The sequence below is a fragment of the Streptomyces sp. NPDC002004 genome (assembly GCF_053593975.1).
Window position 1 is genome coordinate 109,847 of sequence record NZ_JBSFDP010000005.1, and the last position, 14,794, is coordinate 124,640.

General features: G+C 70.6%; 13 protein-coding genes. All 13 read right to left on the reverse strand.

The genetic code is table 11. The annotated features are described in order from the left end of the window. Positions 1-99: 99 nt before the first annotated feature. The 13 genes from metK to pyrR all read right to left on the reverse strand — a co-directional run bounded on the left by metK (position 100) and on the right by pyrR (position 14,598). On the reverse strand, positions 100-1,308 hold the full coding sequence (gene metK / locus ACWCP6_RS10795; protein WP_450932041.1) for a methionine adenosyltransferase: 1,209 nt from the start codon (positions 1,306-1,308) through the stop codon (positions 100-102). Between the two features lie 240 nt (positions 1,309-1,548). Continuing rightward, positions 1,549-2,784: a bifunctional phosphopantothenoylcysteine decarboxylase/phosphopantothenate--cysteine ligase CoaBC gene (coaBC, locus tag ACWCP6_RS10800; RefSeq protein WP_450932042.1), complete on the reverse strand. Its 1,236-nt coding sequence runs from the start codon at positions 2,782-2,784 to the stop codon at positions 1,549-1,551. 107 nt (positions 2,785-2,891) lie between these two features. After that, complete coding sequence (gene rpoZ / locus ACWCP6_RS10805; protein ID WP_450932043.1) at positions 2,892-3,164, reverse strand: DNA-directed RNA polymerase subunit omega; 273 nt, start codon at positions 3,162-3,164, stop codon at positions 2,892-2,894. Between the two features lie 48 nt (positions 3,165-3,212). After that, on the reverse strand, positions 3,213-3,806 hold the full coding sequence (gmk, locus tag ACWCP6_RS10810; RefSeq protein WP_450932044.1) for a guanylate kinase: 594 nt from the start codon (positions 3,804-3,806) through the stop codon (positions 3,213-3,215). A gap of 84 nt (positions 3,807-3,890) precedes the next feature. Continuing rightward, positions 3,891-4,214 (reverse strand): integration host factor, encoded by a 324-nt coding sequence (locus tag ACWCP6_RS10815; protein WP_026246651.1) that lies wholly within the window; start codon positions 4,212-4,214, stop codon positions 3,891-3,893. A 322-nt stretch (positions 4,215-4,536) separates the two neighbouring features. Then, positions 4,537-5,379, reverse strand: a complete 843-nt coding sequence (gene pyrF / locus ACWCP6_RS10820) for an orotidine-5'-phosphate decarboxylase (RefSeq protein WP_450932045.1) — start codon at positions 5,377-5,379, stop codon at positions 4,537-4,539. Next, positions 5,376-6,482 (reverse strand): quinone-dependent dihydroorotate dehydrogenase, encoded by a 1,107-nt coding sequence (locus ACWCP6_RS10825; RefSeq protein ID WP_450932046.1) that lies wholly within the window; start codon positions 6,480-6,482, stop codon positions 5,376-5,378. Before ACWCP6_RS10825 ends, pyrF begins: the two co-directional genes overlap by 4 nt. Before the next feature lie 63 nt (positions 6,483-6,545). After that, positions 6,546-9,854, reverse strand: a complete 3,309-nt coding sequence (gene carB / locus ACWCP6_RS10830) for a carbamoyl-phosphate synthase large subunit (protein ID WP_450932047.1) — start codon at positions 9,852-9,854, stop codon at positions 6,546-6,548. Then, entirely contained in the window at positions 9,847-10,989 is a 1,143-nt protein-coding gene (gene carA / locus ACWCP6_RS10835) for a glutamine-hydrolyzing carbamoyl-phosphate synthase small subunit (RefSeq protein ID WP_450932048.1), read from the reverse strand. The genes carB and carA overlap by 8 nt, the downstream gene beginning before the upstream one ends. Then, entirely contained in the window at positions 10,986-11,564 is a 579-nt protein-coding gene (locus ACWCP6_RS10840; protein WP_450932285.1) for a PH-like domain-containing protein, read from the reverse strand. Before ACWCP6_RS10840 ends, carA begins: the two co-directional genes overlap by 4 nt. 14 nt (positions 11,565-11,578) lie before the next feature. Continuing rightward, entirely contained in the window at positions 11,579-12,865 is a 1,287-nt protein-coding gene (locus ACWCP6_RS10845; protein ID WP_450932049.1) for a dihydroorotase, read from the reverse strand. A gap of 5 nt (positions 12,866-12,870) precedes the next feature. Then, positions 12,871-13,848 (reverse strand): aspartate carbamoyltransferase catalytic subunit, encoded by a 978-nt coding sequence (locus tag ACWCP6_RS10850; protein ID WP_450932050.1) that lies wholly within the window; start codon positions 13,846-13,848, stop codon positions 12,871-12,873. A 159-nt stretch (positions 13,849-14,007) separates the two neighbouring features. Beyond that, a complete protein-coding gene (gene pyrR, locus ACWCP6_RS10855; protein WP_450932051.1) occupies positions 14,008-14,598 on the reverse strand; it encodes a bifunctional pyr operon transcriptional regulator/uracil phosphoribosyltransferase PyrR in 591 nt (196 codons plus the stop codon). Between the last annotated feature and the right edge of the window lie 196 nt (positions 14,599-14,794).

The following is a 14,794-nucleotide window of genomic DNA, read 5'->3' on the forward strand; positions in this document are numbered from 1 at the left end:
GCGCGTTCTTGCCGTCGGGGCCGGTCAGCTTCTTGCCGTTCATGACGAAGGACGGGGTGCCGGTGACACCGTCCTTGTTCTTGTGTCGCCGGGTGCGGGTTACAGACCCGCCGCCTTGCGGAGGGCGTCGACGCGGTCGGTGCGCTCCCAGGTGAAGTCGGGGAGCTCACGGCCGAAGTGGCCGTAGGCCGCGGTCCGGGCGTAGATCGGGCGGAGCAGGTCCAGGTCGCGGATGATCGCGGCCGGGCGGAGGTCGAAGACCTCGGCGATGGCGGCCTCGATCTTGTCGGTGTCGACCGTGTGGGTGCCGAAGGTCTCCACGAAGAGACCGACCGGCTCGGCCTTGCCGATCGCGTACGCGACCTGCACCTCGCAGCGGGCCGCGAGGCCGGCCGCCACGACGTTCTTGGCCACCCAGCGCATCGCGTACGCGGCGGAGCGGTCCACCTTGGACGGGTCCTTGCCCGAGAAGGCGCCGCCGCCGTGCCGGGCCATGCCGCCGTAGGTGTCGATGATGATCTTGCGGCCGGTGAGGCCGGCGTCGCCCATGGGGCCGCCGATCTCGAAACGCCCGGTCGGGTTCACCAGCAGGCGGTAGCCGTCGGTGTCGATCTTGATGCCGTCGTCGACGAGCTGCTTGATCACGTGCTCGACGACGAACTCGCGGATGTCGGGGGCGAGCAGCGACTCCAGGTCGATGTCGGACGCGTGCTGCGAGGACACCACGACCGTGTCCAGGCGGACCGCCTTGTCGCCGTCGTACTCGATGGTGACCTGGGTCTTGCCGTCGGGTCGCAGGTACGGGATGGTCCCGTTCTTGCGGACCTCGGACAGGCGGCGCGACAGCCGGTGGGCCAGCTCGATCGGCAGCGGCATCAGGTTCGGCGTCTCGTCGCACGCGTAGCCGAACATCAGGCCCTGGTCGCCGGCGCCCTGCCGGTCCAGCTCGTCGTCGTCGCCGTCGACGCGGTGCTCGTAGGCCGTGTCGACGCCCTGCGCGATGTCCGGGGACTGCGAGCCGATGGACACGGACACGCCGCAGGAGGCGCCGTCGAAGCCCTTCTTCGAGGAGTCGTAGCCGATCTCGAGGATCTTGTCGCGCACCAGCTGTGCGATCGGCGCGTACGCCTTCGTGGTGACCTCACCGGCCACGTGCACCAGACCGGTGGTGATCAGCGTCTCCACGGCGACCCGGGACGTCGGGTCCTCCCGCAGAAGCGCGTCGAGAATGGTGTCGCTGATCTGGTCGGCGATCTTGTCGGGGTGACCTTCGGTCACGGACTCCGAAGTGAAGAGACGGCGGGACACATCGCTCCCTGTGGTTGCAGCGGCTGCTGGCTGATCATTTGTGGACCGGCCGGAGGCTGCGCCCGGCGTCGTCCGTGAACAGTTTATCGGTCTTCGTCCACCGGCAGGCCAGCTGTCTCGACTTGTGGGAGCCGTGTGACCTGCGGCACTGGCATTCTGCGGTACGGCGGACGCGCCCACCAGGGGCCCGTGGCCCGGTTTCCCGGGCCCCGGACGGTTTTGGCGGGGCAAGTGTGATTCTTACTTATTCCCTTCGGTTGTGCCGCGGGACTCGCCGTGCAGGCGTTCGGCGACCAGGTCCCAGACGGTGTCCGCGAGGACCTCCTTGGGGCCGTGCGGCACGGGCGTCTCGCTGCCGTCGGCGCCGAGCACCACGGCCTCGTTCTCCTCCGAGCCGAAGGTCTTGCGCTCCCCCACCTCGTTGACCACGAGCAGGTCGCAGCGCTTGCGGGCGAGCTTCGCGCGGCCGTTCGCGAGGACGTCGTCCGTCTCGGCGGCGAAGCCGACGACGACCTGGCCGGGCAGCGCGCGCTCGGCGGAGATCTCGGCGAGGACGTCCGGGTTGCGGACCAGCGTGATCGGCTCGGGCTCGCGGCCCTCCTGCTTCTTGATCTTGCCGGTGGCGTACGTCGCCGGGCGGAAGTCGGCCACTGCGGCGGCCATGACCACCGCGTCCGCGTCCGCGGCGGCCTTGAGCACCGCCTCGCGGAGCTGGACGGCAGTGCCGACCGGGATCACGTCGACCCCGGCGGGATCCGGCAGCCCGGTGTTGGCGGCGACGAGGGTGACCCGGGCGCCGCGCGCCGCCGCCGTGCGGGCGAGGGCGTAGCCCTGCTTGCCGGAGGAACGGTTGCCGATGAAGCGGACCGGGTCGAGGGGTTCCCGGGTGCCGCCGGCGCTGATGACCACATGGCGGCCCGCGAGATCGGGCTCCCGCGTCCCGCGGGCCAGGACGCGGCGGCAGGCCTCGAAGAGGGCGGCCGGGTCCGGGAAGCGTCCCTTGCCGGTGTCGACGCCGGTCAGCCGGCCGACGGCGGGCTCGATGACGACGGCACCGCGCCGCCGCAGGGTCGCGACGTTCTCCTGCGTGGCGGGGTGCTCCCACATCTCGGTGTGCATCGCGGGGGCGAAGACCACCGGACAGCGGGCGGTGAGCAGTGTGTTCGTGAGGAGGTCGTCGGCCAGGCCGTGGGCGGCCTTCGCGAGAACGTCGGCGGTCGCGGGGGCGACGATCACCAGGTCGGCGCTCTGGCCGATCCGGACGTGCGGGACCTCGTGGACGTCGGACCAGACCTCCGTCGCCGCGGGGTGGCCGGAGAGCGCGGACCAGGTCGCCTCGCCGACGAAGTGGAGCGCGGACGCCGTGGGCACGACCCGTACGTCGTGGCCCGACTCGGTCAGCCGGCGCAGCAGCTCGCAGGCCTTGTAGGCGGCGATGCCGCCGCTGACACCCAGAACGACCTTCGGCTTCTCCACCGTCACTCCCCATGAGGTATCGCAGTGCCGTGCAGTGTGCACGTACTCATGACACACCACGGGCCCGGCGGTCGCTCCGCCGGGCCCGTGGTGACAAAGGCTGTGACTTACTGCGCCGGACCCTCGATGGCCTCGGCGGTCAGCAGACCCGCGTTGATCTCACGGAGGGAGATCGAGAGCGGCTTCTCGTGGACGTGGGTGTCCACGAGCGGACCGACGTACTCGAGGAGGCCCTCACCGAGCTGCGAGTAGTACGCGTTGATCTGGCGAGCACGCTTGGCCGCGTAGATCACGAGGCTGTACTTCGAGTCGGTGGCCTCGAGGAGCTCGTCGATCGGCGGGTTGATGATGCCCTCGGGCGCGGTGATGGAAGAGGACACGCTCTACCTTCCGAAAGATGGGAAAGAACTAGAAAGATCACACATGGATCAAACTACGTCCATCAAGGCTAGCAGCTCACGGGCCACGTCCTCGACGGAGGTGTTGACCAGGGTGACGTCGAACTCGGATTCGGCCGCGAGCTCGACCTTGGCTGCCTCCAGGCGCCGCTCGATCACCTCCGGCGGCTCCGTCCCACGACCGGTGAGCCTGCGCACCAGCTCCTCCCAGGAGGGCGGAGCGAGGAAGACGAGCTGGGCCTCCGGCATGGACTCGCGGACCAGCCGCGCGCCCTGGAGGTCGATCTCCAGCAGCACCGGCTCGCCCCGCTCCAGCCGCTCCACGACGGCGGTGCGCGGCGTCCCGTAGCGATTGCCCGCGAACTCGGCCCACTCCAGCAGCTCGCCGTTGGCGATCAGCTTGTCGAACTCCTCGTCGGTGACGAAGAAGTAGTGGACGCCGTCCCGCTCACCGGGGCGCGGCTTGCGGGTGGTGGCCGAGACCGAGAGCCAGACCTCGGGGTGTTCCTTGCGCATATGGGCGACGACCGTGCTCTTGCCGACCCCCGAGGGGCCGGAGAGCACGGTCAGCCGCGGACGTACGTCCGGGGGCTCGGGGGTCGTCCCCCGGGATGTTGCAGCCATGGGGCGATTATTCCAGGTGTCCCGGAGTGCCCGGACCAGCTGCCCCGGATCACCCCGGGGCAGCCGGCCGGAATCGCCCGGGACTCAGGCTCCGGTGCTCCCGAACTCACGCTCGAGCGAAGCGATCTGGTTGGAACCGAGGCCGCGCACACGTCGGCTCTCGGAGATGCCGAGCCGCTCCATGATCTGCTTGGCGCGGACCTTGCCCACGCCCGGCAGGGACTCGAGGAGGGCGGAGACCTTCATCTTTCCGATGACGTCGTTCTCCTGGCCCTGCTTGATGACCTCGTGAAGGGAGGCGCCGGAGTGCTTGAGTCGATTCTTGACCTCGGCCCGCTCCCGGCGAGCCGCGGCGGCCTTTTCGAGCGCGGCTGCGCGCTGTTCAGGGGTAAGGGGCGGAAGAGCCACGCCTACGTCACCTCGGATGTCGAACTGTCGGATACGGACCGGTGAGGAACCTAGTCGCCCCACACCTGGGGAGCCACGAGCAACACGCTTGCCCGTTGACTCTCGACGGAGACTAGCGGGCAAGTCCGCCGGAGTCAGCGAGAACAGCGGAAAAGTCCTGGTCAGCCTCTGTTGAGCCAGACATTACAGACAAAACGACGCGGATTTTAGAGTGTGCGGAGACTTTCGGACACAACTTCGGGATCCGCGAGGGGTGCCGCGAGCCCTCCGAAGCGCCCTCCGGGCGACTTCCGGCAGGCCATCGGGCACCCCTCCCGGGGCCTCAGGCGGCCGACACGGCCGCCCGCACCTCGTCGGCGAAACGCTCCGCCGACTCCCGCAGCGCCGCCGGGTCGGGGCCGTGGCGCAGCACACCCCGGCTGACGTTCGGCACGACATTGCGCACGGCGGGCCCGAAGACCCCGGCGAGATCGGCGGGGGTGGCCCCCTGGGCGCCGATGCCGGGGGCGAGGAGGGGCCCGTTGATGTCCAGGTCGTACGAGGAGAGATCACCCAGCGTGGCGCCGACGACCGCGCCGAAGGAGCCGAGGGGGGCGGCGTCGGCGTTCTCGTCGGCGAGGTGCGCGAGCATCGTGGCGCCGACGCTCCGGCCGTCCTCGCGCAGGGCGTGCTGCACCTCGGCACCCTCCGGGTTGGAGGTCAGGGCGAGCACGAAGAGCCCGGCGCCGCTCTCCCGGGCCAGCTCGACGGCGGGCCGCAGGGAGCCGTAGCCGAGGTAGGGCGAGACGGTCAGGGCGTCGGAGAACAGCGGGGCGTCCTTGCTGAGGAAGGTCTCCGCGTACGCGGCCATGGTGGAGCCGATGTCGCCGCGCTTGGCGTCCATGACGACCAGCGCGCCGGCGGCCCGCGCCTCCTCGACGGACTTCTCCAGGACCGCGACGCCCTTCGAGCCGAACCGCTCGAAGAACGCGCTCTGCGGCTTCAGCACGGCCACCCGGTCGGCCAGCGCCTCGACCACGGTGCGGCTGAACCGCTCCAGGCCCGCGACGTCGTCGCCGTAGCCCCAGGCGTGCAGCAGCGAGCTGTGCGGGTCGATGCCGACGCAGAGCGGGCCGCGCGTGTCCATGGCGCGGCGCAGACGGGTGCCGAAGGGTTCCAGGGTCATGCGGACGTCCTTGTGTCGGCGCCGACCGCGTCGGCGAGCGTGGCGTACGGGGAGGCGTTCAGACGGGCGGCGAGGCCCTTGTGGATCGAGCGCGCCCAGAAGGGGCCCTCGTAGATGAAGGCGCTGTAGCCCTGGACCAGCGTCGCGCCGGCCAGGATGCGCTGCCAGGCGTCCTCGGCGTTCTCGATGCCGCCGACGCCCACGAGCGTGATGCGGTCGCCCACACGGGCGTGGAGGCGGCGCAGCACCTCCAGGGAACGCTCCTTCAGGGGCGCGCCGGACAGTCCGCCGGCCTCCGCGACCAGGCCCGGGTCCGACCTCAGACCGAGGCCGTCGCGCGCGATGGTGGTGTTGGTGGCGATGATGCCGTCCAGGCCCAGCTCGACGGCGAGGTCGGCGACGGCGTCGACGTCCTCGTCGGCCAGGTCGGGCGCGATCTTCACCAGGAGCGGGACGCGGCGGCCGGTGACGGTGCGGTCGGCGGCTTCGCGGACGGCGGTCAGCAGCGGGCGCAGCGCCTCGGTGGCCTGGAGGTTGCGCAGCCCCGGCGTGTTCGGGGAGCTCACGTTGACCACGAGGTAGTCGGCGTGCCGGGCGAGTCGCTCGGTGGACTTCACGTAGTCGCCGGCCGCCTCCTCCTCGGGGACCACCTTGGTCTTGCCGATGTTCACGCCGACGGTCGTCCTGAAAACGGCCCTGCGGGCGGCCAGCCGCGCGGCGACGGCCGCCGAGCCCTCGTTGTTGAAGCCCATGCGGTTGATCAGCGCGCGGTCGGCGACGAGGCGGAACAGGCGCTTTTTGGGGTTGCCCGGCTGGGGCTCCCCGGTGACCGTGCCGATCTCGATGTGGTCGAAACCGAGCATCGACATGCCGTCGATCGCGACGGCGTTCTTGTCGAAGCCCGCGGCGAGCCCGAAGGGGCCGTGCATGCGCAGCCCGAAGGCCTCGGTGCGCAGCTCGCGGTGGCGGGGTGCGAGCGCGGCGGCGACGAAGGTGCGGAAGACCGGGATGCGGGCGGTGAGCCGGATCCAGCGGAAGGCCAGGTGGTGGGCCTGCTCCGGGTCCATGCGCTTGAAGACGAGATTGAAGAACAGTTTGTACATCGTGGGTGTCCTGGGTCCTCACACGGAGGGGGACACCGTTTCCGGTGTCCCCCTCATGGGCTGCTAGTCGCGGGCCGCGGTCAGATGCCGCGCGTGTTCCTGGAGTGAACGGACGCCCACGTCGCCGTGGTTGAGCGCGTCGATGCCCTGGACGGCGGCGGCGAGCGCCTGGACCGTCGTCAGGCACGGCACGGAGCGCGCCACGGCCGCCGTACGGATCTCGTAGCCGTCGAGGCGGCCGCCGGTGCCGTACGGGGTGTTGACGATCAGGTCGACCTGGCCGTCGTGGATGAGCTGGACGATGGTCTTCTCGCCGTTCGGACCCTCGCCCTCGGACTGCTTGCGCACGATCGTGGCGTTGATGCCGTTGCGCTTGAGCACCTCCGCGGTGCCCGAGGTGGCCAGCAGCTCGAAGCCGTGGGCGACCAGCTCGCGCGCCGGGAAGATCATGGAGCGCTTGTCGCGGTTGGCGACCGAGATGAAGGCGCGGCCCTTGGTGGGCAGCGCGCCGTAGGCACCGGCCTGCGACTTGGCGTAGGCCGTGCCGAAGACCGTGTCGATGCCCATGACCTCGCCGGTGGAGCGCATCTCGGGGCCGAGGACGGTGTCCACGCCGCGTCCCGAGGTGTCCCGGAAGCGGCTCCACGGCATCACGGCCTCCTTGACGGAGATCGGCGCGTCGAGCGGCAGGGTGCCGCCGTCGCCGCTCTTCGGCAGCAGGCCCTCGGCGCGCAGCTCGGCGATGGTCGCGCCCAGCGAGATCCTGGCGGCGGCCTTCGCGAGCGGCACCGCGGTCGCCTTCGAGGTGAAGGGGACGGTGCGCGAGGCGCGCGGGTTGGCCTCGAGGACGTACAGGATGTCCCCGGCCATCGCGAACTGGATGTTGATCAGTCCGCGCACGCCGACACCCTTGGCGATGGCCTCGGTGGAGGCCCGCAGCCGCTTGATGTCGAAGCCGCCGAGCGTGATCGGCGGCAGGGCGCACGCCGAGTCGCCGGAGTGGATGCCGGCCTCCTCGATGTGCTCCATGACGCCGCCGAGGTAGAGCTCGGTGCCGTCGTACAGCGCGTCGACGTCGATCTCGATCGCGTCGTCCAGGAAGCGGTCGACGAGGACCGGGCGGGTCGGGGAGATCTCCGTCGACTCCGCGATGTACGTCTCCAGGCGCGTCTCGTCGTACACGATCTCCATGCCGCGGCCGCCGAGCACGTACGACGGGCGTACGAGGACGGGGTAGCCGATCTCGTCGGCGATGGCCTTGGCCTCGGCGAAGGTGGTGGCGGTGCCGTGCTTGGGCGCGGGGAGGCCGGCCTCGGCGAGCACGCGGCCGAAGGCGCCGCGGTCCTCGGCGGCATGGATGGCCTCCGGGGACGTACCGACGACCGGCACGCCGTTGTCCTTCAGCGCCTGCGACAGGCCCAGCGGGGTCTGGCCGCCGAGCTGGACGACGACGCCCGCGACCGGGCCGGCCTCCTGCTCGGCGCGGACGATCTCCAGCACGTCCTCGAGCGTCAGCGGCTCGAAGTAGAGGCGGTCGGAGGTGTCGTAGTCGGTGGAGACGGTCTCCGGGTTGCAGTTGACCATCACGGTCTCGAAGCCCGCGTCGCTCAGCGCGAAGCTGGCGTGGACGCACGAGTAGTCGAACTCGATGCCCTGGCCGATGCGGTTCGGGCCGGAGCCGAGGATGATCACCGCGGGCTTCTCGCGCGGCGCGACCTCGCTCTCCTCGTCGTACGAGGAGTAGAAGTACGGGGTCTTCGCGGCGAACTCGGCGGCGCAGGTGTCGACCGTCTTGTAGACCGGGCGGATGCCGAGAGCGTGCCGGACCTCGCGGACGACGTCCTCGCGCACACCGCGGATCTCGCCGATCTGGGCGTCGGAGAATCCGTGCCGCTTGGCCTCGGCGAGCAGCTCGGGGGCGAGCTTGTCGACGGCGGCCAGCTCGTCGGCGATCTCCTTGATCAGGAAGAGCTGGTCGACGAACCACGGGTCGATCTTCGTCGCGTCGAAGACCTCCTCGGGGCTCGCCCCGGCGCGGATGGCCTGCATGACGAGGTTGATGCGCCCGTCGGTGGGCCGCCGGGACTCGGCCAGCAGGGCGGCCTTGTCGCCGGGCTCGCCGACGAAGGTGAACTGGCTGCCCTTCTTCTCCAGCGAGCGCAGCGCCTTCTGGAGCGCCTCGGTGAAGTTGCGGCCGATCGCCATGGCCTCACCGACCGACTTCATGGTGGTGGTGAGGGTGGAGTCGGCCTGCGGGAACTTCTCGAAGGCGAAGCGCGGGGCCTTGACGACGACGTAGTCGAGCGTCGGCTCGAAGGAGGCCGGGGTCTGCTCGGTGATGTCGTTCGGGATCTCGTCGAGCGTGTAGCCGACGGCGAGCTTCGCGGCGATCTTGGCGATGGGGAAGCCCGTCGCCTTGGAGGCGAGTGCCGAGGACCGGGACACGCGCGGGTTCATCTCGATGACGATCACCCGGCCGTCCTCGGGGTTCACCGCGAACTGGATGTTGCAGCCGCCGGTGTCGACGCCGACCTCGCGGATGACGGCGATGCCGATGTCCCGCAGGATCTGGTACTCGCGGTCGGTGAGCGTCATCGCCGGGGCGACGGTGATCGAGTCACCGGTGTGGACGCCCATCGGGTCGAAGTTCTCGATGGAGCAGACGACCACGACGTTGTCGTGCTTGTCGCGCATCAGCTCCAGCTCGTACTCCTTCCAGCCGAGGATGGACTCCTCCAGGAGCACCTCGGTGGTCGGGGAGAGCGTGAGGCCCTGGCCCGCGATGCGGCGCAGTTCCTCCTCGTCGTGCGCGAAGCCGGAGCCGGCGCCGCCCATGGTGAAGGAGGGGCGCACGACGACCGGGTAGCCGCCGAGCGTGTCGACGCCCGCGATGACGTCGTCCATGCTGTGGCAGATGACGGAGCGGGCGGACTCGCCGTGTCCGATCTTCCGGCGGACGGCCTCGACGACCTCCTTGAAGAGGTCGCGGTCCTCACCCTTGTTGATCGCCTCGACGTTGGCGCCGATCAGCTCGACGCCGTACTTCTCGAGGGTGCCGGCTTCGTGCAGCGCGATGGCCGCGTTCAGGGCCGTCTGGCCGCCGAGGGTGGGCAGGAGCGCGTCCGGGCGCTCCTTGGCGATGATCTTCTCGACGTACTCCGGGGTGATCGGCTCGACGTACGTGGCGTCGGCGATCTCCGGGTCGGTCATGATCGTCGCGGGGTTGGAGTTCACCAGGACGACCCGCAGGCCCTCGGCCTTGAGGACGCGGCACGCCTGGGTGCCGGAGTAGTCGAACTCGGCGGCCTGGCCGATGACGATCGGGCCGGAGCCGATGACCAGGACGGACTGGATATCGGTGCGCTTAGGCACGCTGGCCCTCCATCAGGGAAACGAAGCGGTCGAACAGGTACGCGGCGTCGTGCGGGCCGGCTGCCGCCTCGGGGTGGTACTGGACGCTGAAGGCCGGCCGGTCGAGGAGCTGGAGGCCCTCGACGACCTGGTCGTTCAGACAGACGTGCGAGACCTCGGCGCGGCCGTACGGCGTGTCGCTGACCTTGTCGAGCGGTGCGTCGACGGCGAAGCCGTGGTTGTGCGCGGTGACCTCGACCTTGCCGGTCGTGCGGTCCTGCACGGGCTGGTTGATGCCGCGGTGGCCGTACTTCAGCTTGTAGGTGCCGAAGCCCAGCGCGCGGCCGAGGATCTGGTTGCCGAAGCAGATGCCGAAGAGCGGTGTGCTGCGCTCCAGGACGGCCTGCATCACGGAGACCGGGTGGTCGGCGGTGGCCGGGTCGCCCGGGCCGTTGGAGAAGAACACACCGTCCGGGTTCACGGCGTACACGTCGTCGACGGTCGCCGTGGCGGGCAGCACGTGCACCTCGATGCCGCGCTCGGCCATGCGGTGCGGGGTCATGCCCTTGATGCCGAGGTCGACGGCGGCGACGGTGAACTTCTTCTCGCCGAGCGCCGGGACGACGTAGGGCTCCTTGGTGGCGACCTCGGCGGAGAGGTCGGCGCCCGCCATCTCGGGGGCCTGGCGGACCTCGGCGAGCATGGTGCCCTCGTCGGGCAGCGCGTTGCCGGAGAAGATGCCGACGCGCATCGCGCCGCGCTCGCGCAGGTGGCGGGTGAGGGCGCGGGTGTCGATGCCGCTGATGCCGACGACGCCCTGGTGGCGCAGTTCCTCGTCCAGCGAGCGCGCGGAGCGCCAGTTGGAGGGCACGCGCGCGGGGTCGCGCACGACATAGCCGGCGACCCAGATCCGCTGCGACTCGGGGTCCTCGTCGTTGACACCGGTGTTGCCGACGTGCGGGGCGGTCATGACGACCACCTGGCGGTGGTACGAGGGGTCGGTCAGGGTCTCCTGGTAGCCGGTCATGCCGGTGGAGAACACCGCCTCGCCGAAGGTCTCCCCCACGGCCCCGTAGGCACGGCCGCGGAAGATCCGCCCGTCCTCCAGGACGAGTACGGCGGGAACCCTGGAGGCTCCCCTGGTGGAGGTCGTCATCGTTCGGCGCCTTCCGTCGTGGTGGTGTTCTCTGCAGCGGTGGTGTTCCCTGCAGCGGTCATGGAGTTGATGGCCTCGACCCAGTCCGGGTGCTCGGCGGACCGGTCGGACCGGAATCCGGAGTCGATCAGCTTGTCGCCGTGGGCCCAGGTGACGACGAGCAGTCCGCCCTCGGCGAGGACCTTGCCCGCGATGCCCTTGTCGAGCCGCGCCTCGCGCAGCTGTGCGGCCGGGACGAAGAAGTCGGCGGCCCCGGGGCGTACGACCTCCAGCCCCGCGTCCGTCAGGGTCAGCTCGGCCCTGCTGCGGGTGCCCAGGCCGTGGGCGACGATGCGGTCGAGCCACTGCCCTGCGGTCGTGGAGCCGTGGTACCGGCCGCTCATGCTCAGTTTCGCCGGGCCGGGGTCGGTCGGCGCGCCGGGGAGCTCGGGCAGGTCGCCCTGAAGGGTGGCGCGCCACTTCCAGCCCTCGCGCATCAGCCAGTAGACGAGGGCCACGAAGAGGGCCAGTCCGACGAGCCAGCCGATGCGCCCCGGCCAGTTCGTCACTTCCGCCGACCTGCGCTCGGCGGCCATCAGGATCAGATGTGTCACGCGAGCTTCCCGTCTACGAGCGTGGCGCGGCCCCGCAGCCAGGTGTGCGTGACGCGTCCCGGCAGCTCACGGCCCTCGTACGGGGTGTTGCGGCTGCGGGACGCGAAGCCCGCGGGGTCCACGGCACCACGGTATTCCGGATCGACGAGCGTGAGGTTGGCGGGCTCACCAGCCGAGACGGGACGGCCGTGGCCCTCGGTCCGGCCGATGCGGGCGGGTGCGGCGGACATACGGTCGGCGACGCCGGCCCAGTCGAGCAGGCCCGTCTCGACCATCGTCTGCTGGACGACGGAGAGGGCGGTCTCCAGGCCGACCATGCCCATGGCGGCGGCGGCCCACTCGCAGTCCTTGTCCTCGTGCGGGTGCGGGGCGTGGTCGGTGGCGACGATGTCGATCGTGCCGTCGGCCAGTGCCTCGCGCAGCGCCATCACGTCACGCTCGGTGCGCAGCGGCGGGTTGACCTTGTAGACCGGGTTGTACGTGCGCACGAGCTCGTCCGTGAGGAGGAGGTGGTGCGGGGTGACCTCGGCGGTGACGTCGATGCCGCGGGACTTGGCCCAGCGGACGATCTCGACGGACCCGGCGGTCGACAGATGGCAGATGTGGACGCGCGAGCCGACGTGCTCGGCGAGGAGGACGTCACGGGCGATGATCGACTCCTCGGCGACGGCCGGCCAGCCGCCCAGGCCGAGCTCCGCGGAGACGACGCCCTCGTTCATCTGGGCGCCCTCGGTGAGCCGCGGCTCCTGTGCGTGCTGGGCGACGACGCCGCCGAACGCCTTCACGTACTCCAGGGCGCGCCGCATGATCACCGCGTCGTCGACGCACTTGCCGTCGTCGGAGAAGACGGTGACACCGGCGGCCGACTCGTGCATGGCGCCCAGCTCGGCGAGCTTCTTGCCCTCCAGGCCGACCGTGACGGCGCCGATGGGCTGGACGTCGCAGTAGCCGTGCTCCCGGCCCAGCCGGTACACCTGCTCGACGACACCGGCGGTGTCGGCGACCGGGAAGGTGTTGGCCATGGCGAACACGGCCGTGTAGCCGCCGCTCGCGGCGGCCCGGGTGCCGGTCAGGACGGTCTCGGAGTCCTCGCGGCCGGGCTCGCGCAGATGGGTGTGCAGGTCGACGAGGCCCGGCAGCAGGATCTTGCCCGCCGCCTCGACGACGGTGGCGTCGCCGGCCTCGAGGCCGGTGCCGGTCTCGGCGATGATCCCGCCGTCGATCAGCACGTCCTGCGGCTCGCCGCCGAGCACCTTCGCACCACGGATCAGGGTCTTGCTCATGTCTGTTACTTCTCCTCGGTACGGGAGTGGGTGACGGCCGGCTCGTTGCCGCCCAGCAGCAGGTACAGCACCGCCATGCGGATGGAGACGCCGTTGGCCACCTGCTCGACGACGGTGCAGCGGTCGGAGTCGGCGACCTCGGCGGTGATCTCCATGCCGCGGACCATCGGGCCGGGGTGCATGACGATGGCGTGCTCCGGCATCCGCGCCATGCGGTCGCCGTCGAGCCCGTAGCGGCGCGAGTACTCGCGCTCGGTGGGGAAGAACGCCGCATTCATGCGCTCGCGCTGCACGCGCAGCATCATCACGGCGTCGGACTTCGGCAGGGTGCGGTCCAGGTCGTAGTCGACCTCGCAGGGCCAGTGCTCGACCCCGACCGGGACCAGGGTCGGCGGGGCGACGAGGGTGACCTCGGCGCCCAGGGTGTGCAGCAGGTCGACGTTCGAACGGGCCACCCGGCTGTGCAGCACGTCGCCGACGATCGTGATGCGCCTGCCGGCGAGGTCCTTACCGAGGCCGGCGTCGGGTCCGACGAGCCTGCGCCGCATGGTGAACGCGTCGAGCAGGGCCTGCGTGGGGTGCTGGTGGGTGCCGTCGCCGGCGTTGATGACGGGCGCGTCGATCCAGCCGGAGGTGGCGAGCCGGTAGGGGGCTCCGGAGGCGCTGTGGCGGATGACGACGGCGTCGACGCCCATCGCCTCCAGAGTCTGGGCGGTGTCCTTCAGGGACTCGCCCTTGGAGACGCTGGACCCCTTGGCGGCGAAGTTGATGACGTCGGCTGAGAGGCGCTTCTCGGCTGCCTCGAACGAGATCCGGGTCCGGGTCGAGTCCTCGAAGAAGAGGTTGCAGACCGTGCGGCCGCGCAGGGTCGGCAGCTTCTTGATCGGCCGGTCGGCGACGCGGGCCATCTCCTCGGCGGTGTCGAGGATGAGTACGGCGTCGTCGCGTGTGAGGTCGGCGGCCGAGATGAGGTGTCGCTTCATCTGGAAGGCTCCGTAAGGAAGTTCAGGAGGTCGTGGGCCGGATTCCCGGGTCTGCGGGTGGCTCCCCGGGCGGCACGCGGGCATACGGGCGCGCCGTGGCGCACCCGGCGGCGTACGGCGTTGCGGGACGTACGCGCGGGGGCGTACGGCCCGCCGGGGCTACTGCTCGCCGGCCGGGGTGGTCCGCTTGACGCCGAGCAGCACGGCGTCGCGGCCGTCCTCCTCGGCGAGCTGGACCTTGACCGCCTCCCGCAGCGACGTGGGGAGGTTCTTGCCGACGTAGTCGGCGCGGATGGGCAGCTCGCGGTGACCGCGGTCGACGAGGACCGCGAGCTGGACGGCGCGCGGACGGCCGATGTCGTTCAGCGCGTCGAGCGCGGCGCGGATGGTGCGGCCGGAGAACAGCACGTCGTCGACGAGGACGACCAGTCGGCCGTCGATGCCGTCACCGGGGATGTCGGTGCGGGCCAGCGCACGCGGCGGGTGCATGCGCAGGTCGTCGCGATACATGGTGATGTCGAGGGAGCCGACCGGGACCGTGCGGCCGGTGATCTCCTGGAGCTTGCCGGCGAGCCGCCTGGCGAGGAAGACGCCACGGGTCGGGATGCCGAGGAGCACCACGTCGTCGGCGCCCTTGGCGCGCTCGACGATCTCGTGGGCGATACGGGTCAGCACCCGCGCGATGTCCGGGCCCTCGAGAACAGGCCTGGCCATGGCTGCGCTGCCGTCAGCGGAACTTTTTGCGTCCATACGAAACGGACCTCCTTCTCCGCCTCACGGGACGGACCTTAAAGGACGTCGGATTTGCGTCATCAACGGTAGCAGGCCGGGTTCCGGCGCCCGTCACCCCCCTGGGACCGCACGCTCCCGCCCGTGGCAGGAGGCGGGCGGAACCGTTCGGCTTGACGGGGGAGAGTAACGCTGCGTAACCTCACAGTGAGTCACC

Bases quoted from the DNA above. Each gene is read 5' to 3' on its own strand.
- gmk (WP_450932044.1), bottom strand. From the start codon at position 3,806: ATGGCTGCAACATCCCGGGGGACGACCCCCGAGCCCCCGGACGTACGT.
- pyrF (WP_450932045.1), bottom strand. From the start codon at position 5,379: ATGACCCTGGAACCCTTCGGCACCCGTCTGCGCCGCGCCATGGACACG.
- ACWCP6_RS10825 (WP_450932046.1), bottom strand. From the start codon at position 6,482: ATGTACAAACTGTTCTTCAATCTCGTCTTCAAGCGCATGGACCCGGAG.
- carA (WP_450932048.1), bottom strand. From the start codon at position 10,989: ATGACGACCTCCACCAGGGGAGCCTCCAGGGTTCCCGCCGTACTCGTC.
- ACWCP6_RS10840 (WP_450932285.1), bottom strand. From the start codon at position 11,564: ATGGCCGCCGAGCGCAGGTCGGCGGAAGTGACGAACTGGCCGGGGCGC.
- ACWCP6_RS10845 (WP_450932049.1), bottom strand. From the start codon at position 12,865: ATGAGCAAGACCCTGATCCGTGGTGCGAAGGTGCTCGGCGGCGAGCCG.
- ACWCP6_RS10850 (WP_450932050.1), bottom strand. From the start codon at position 13,848: ATGAAGCGACACCTCATCTCGGCCGCCGACCTCACACGCGACGACGCC.
- pyrR (WP_450932051.1), bottom strand. From the start codon at position 14,598: ATGGACGCAAAAAGTTCCGCTGACGGCAGCGCAGCCATGGCCAGGCCT.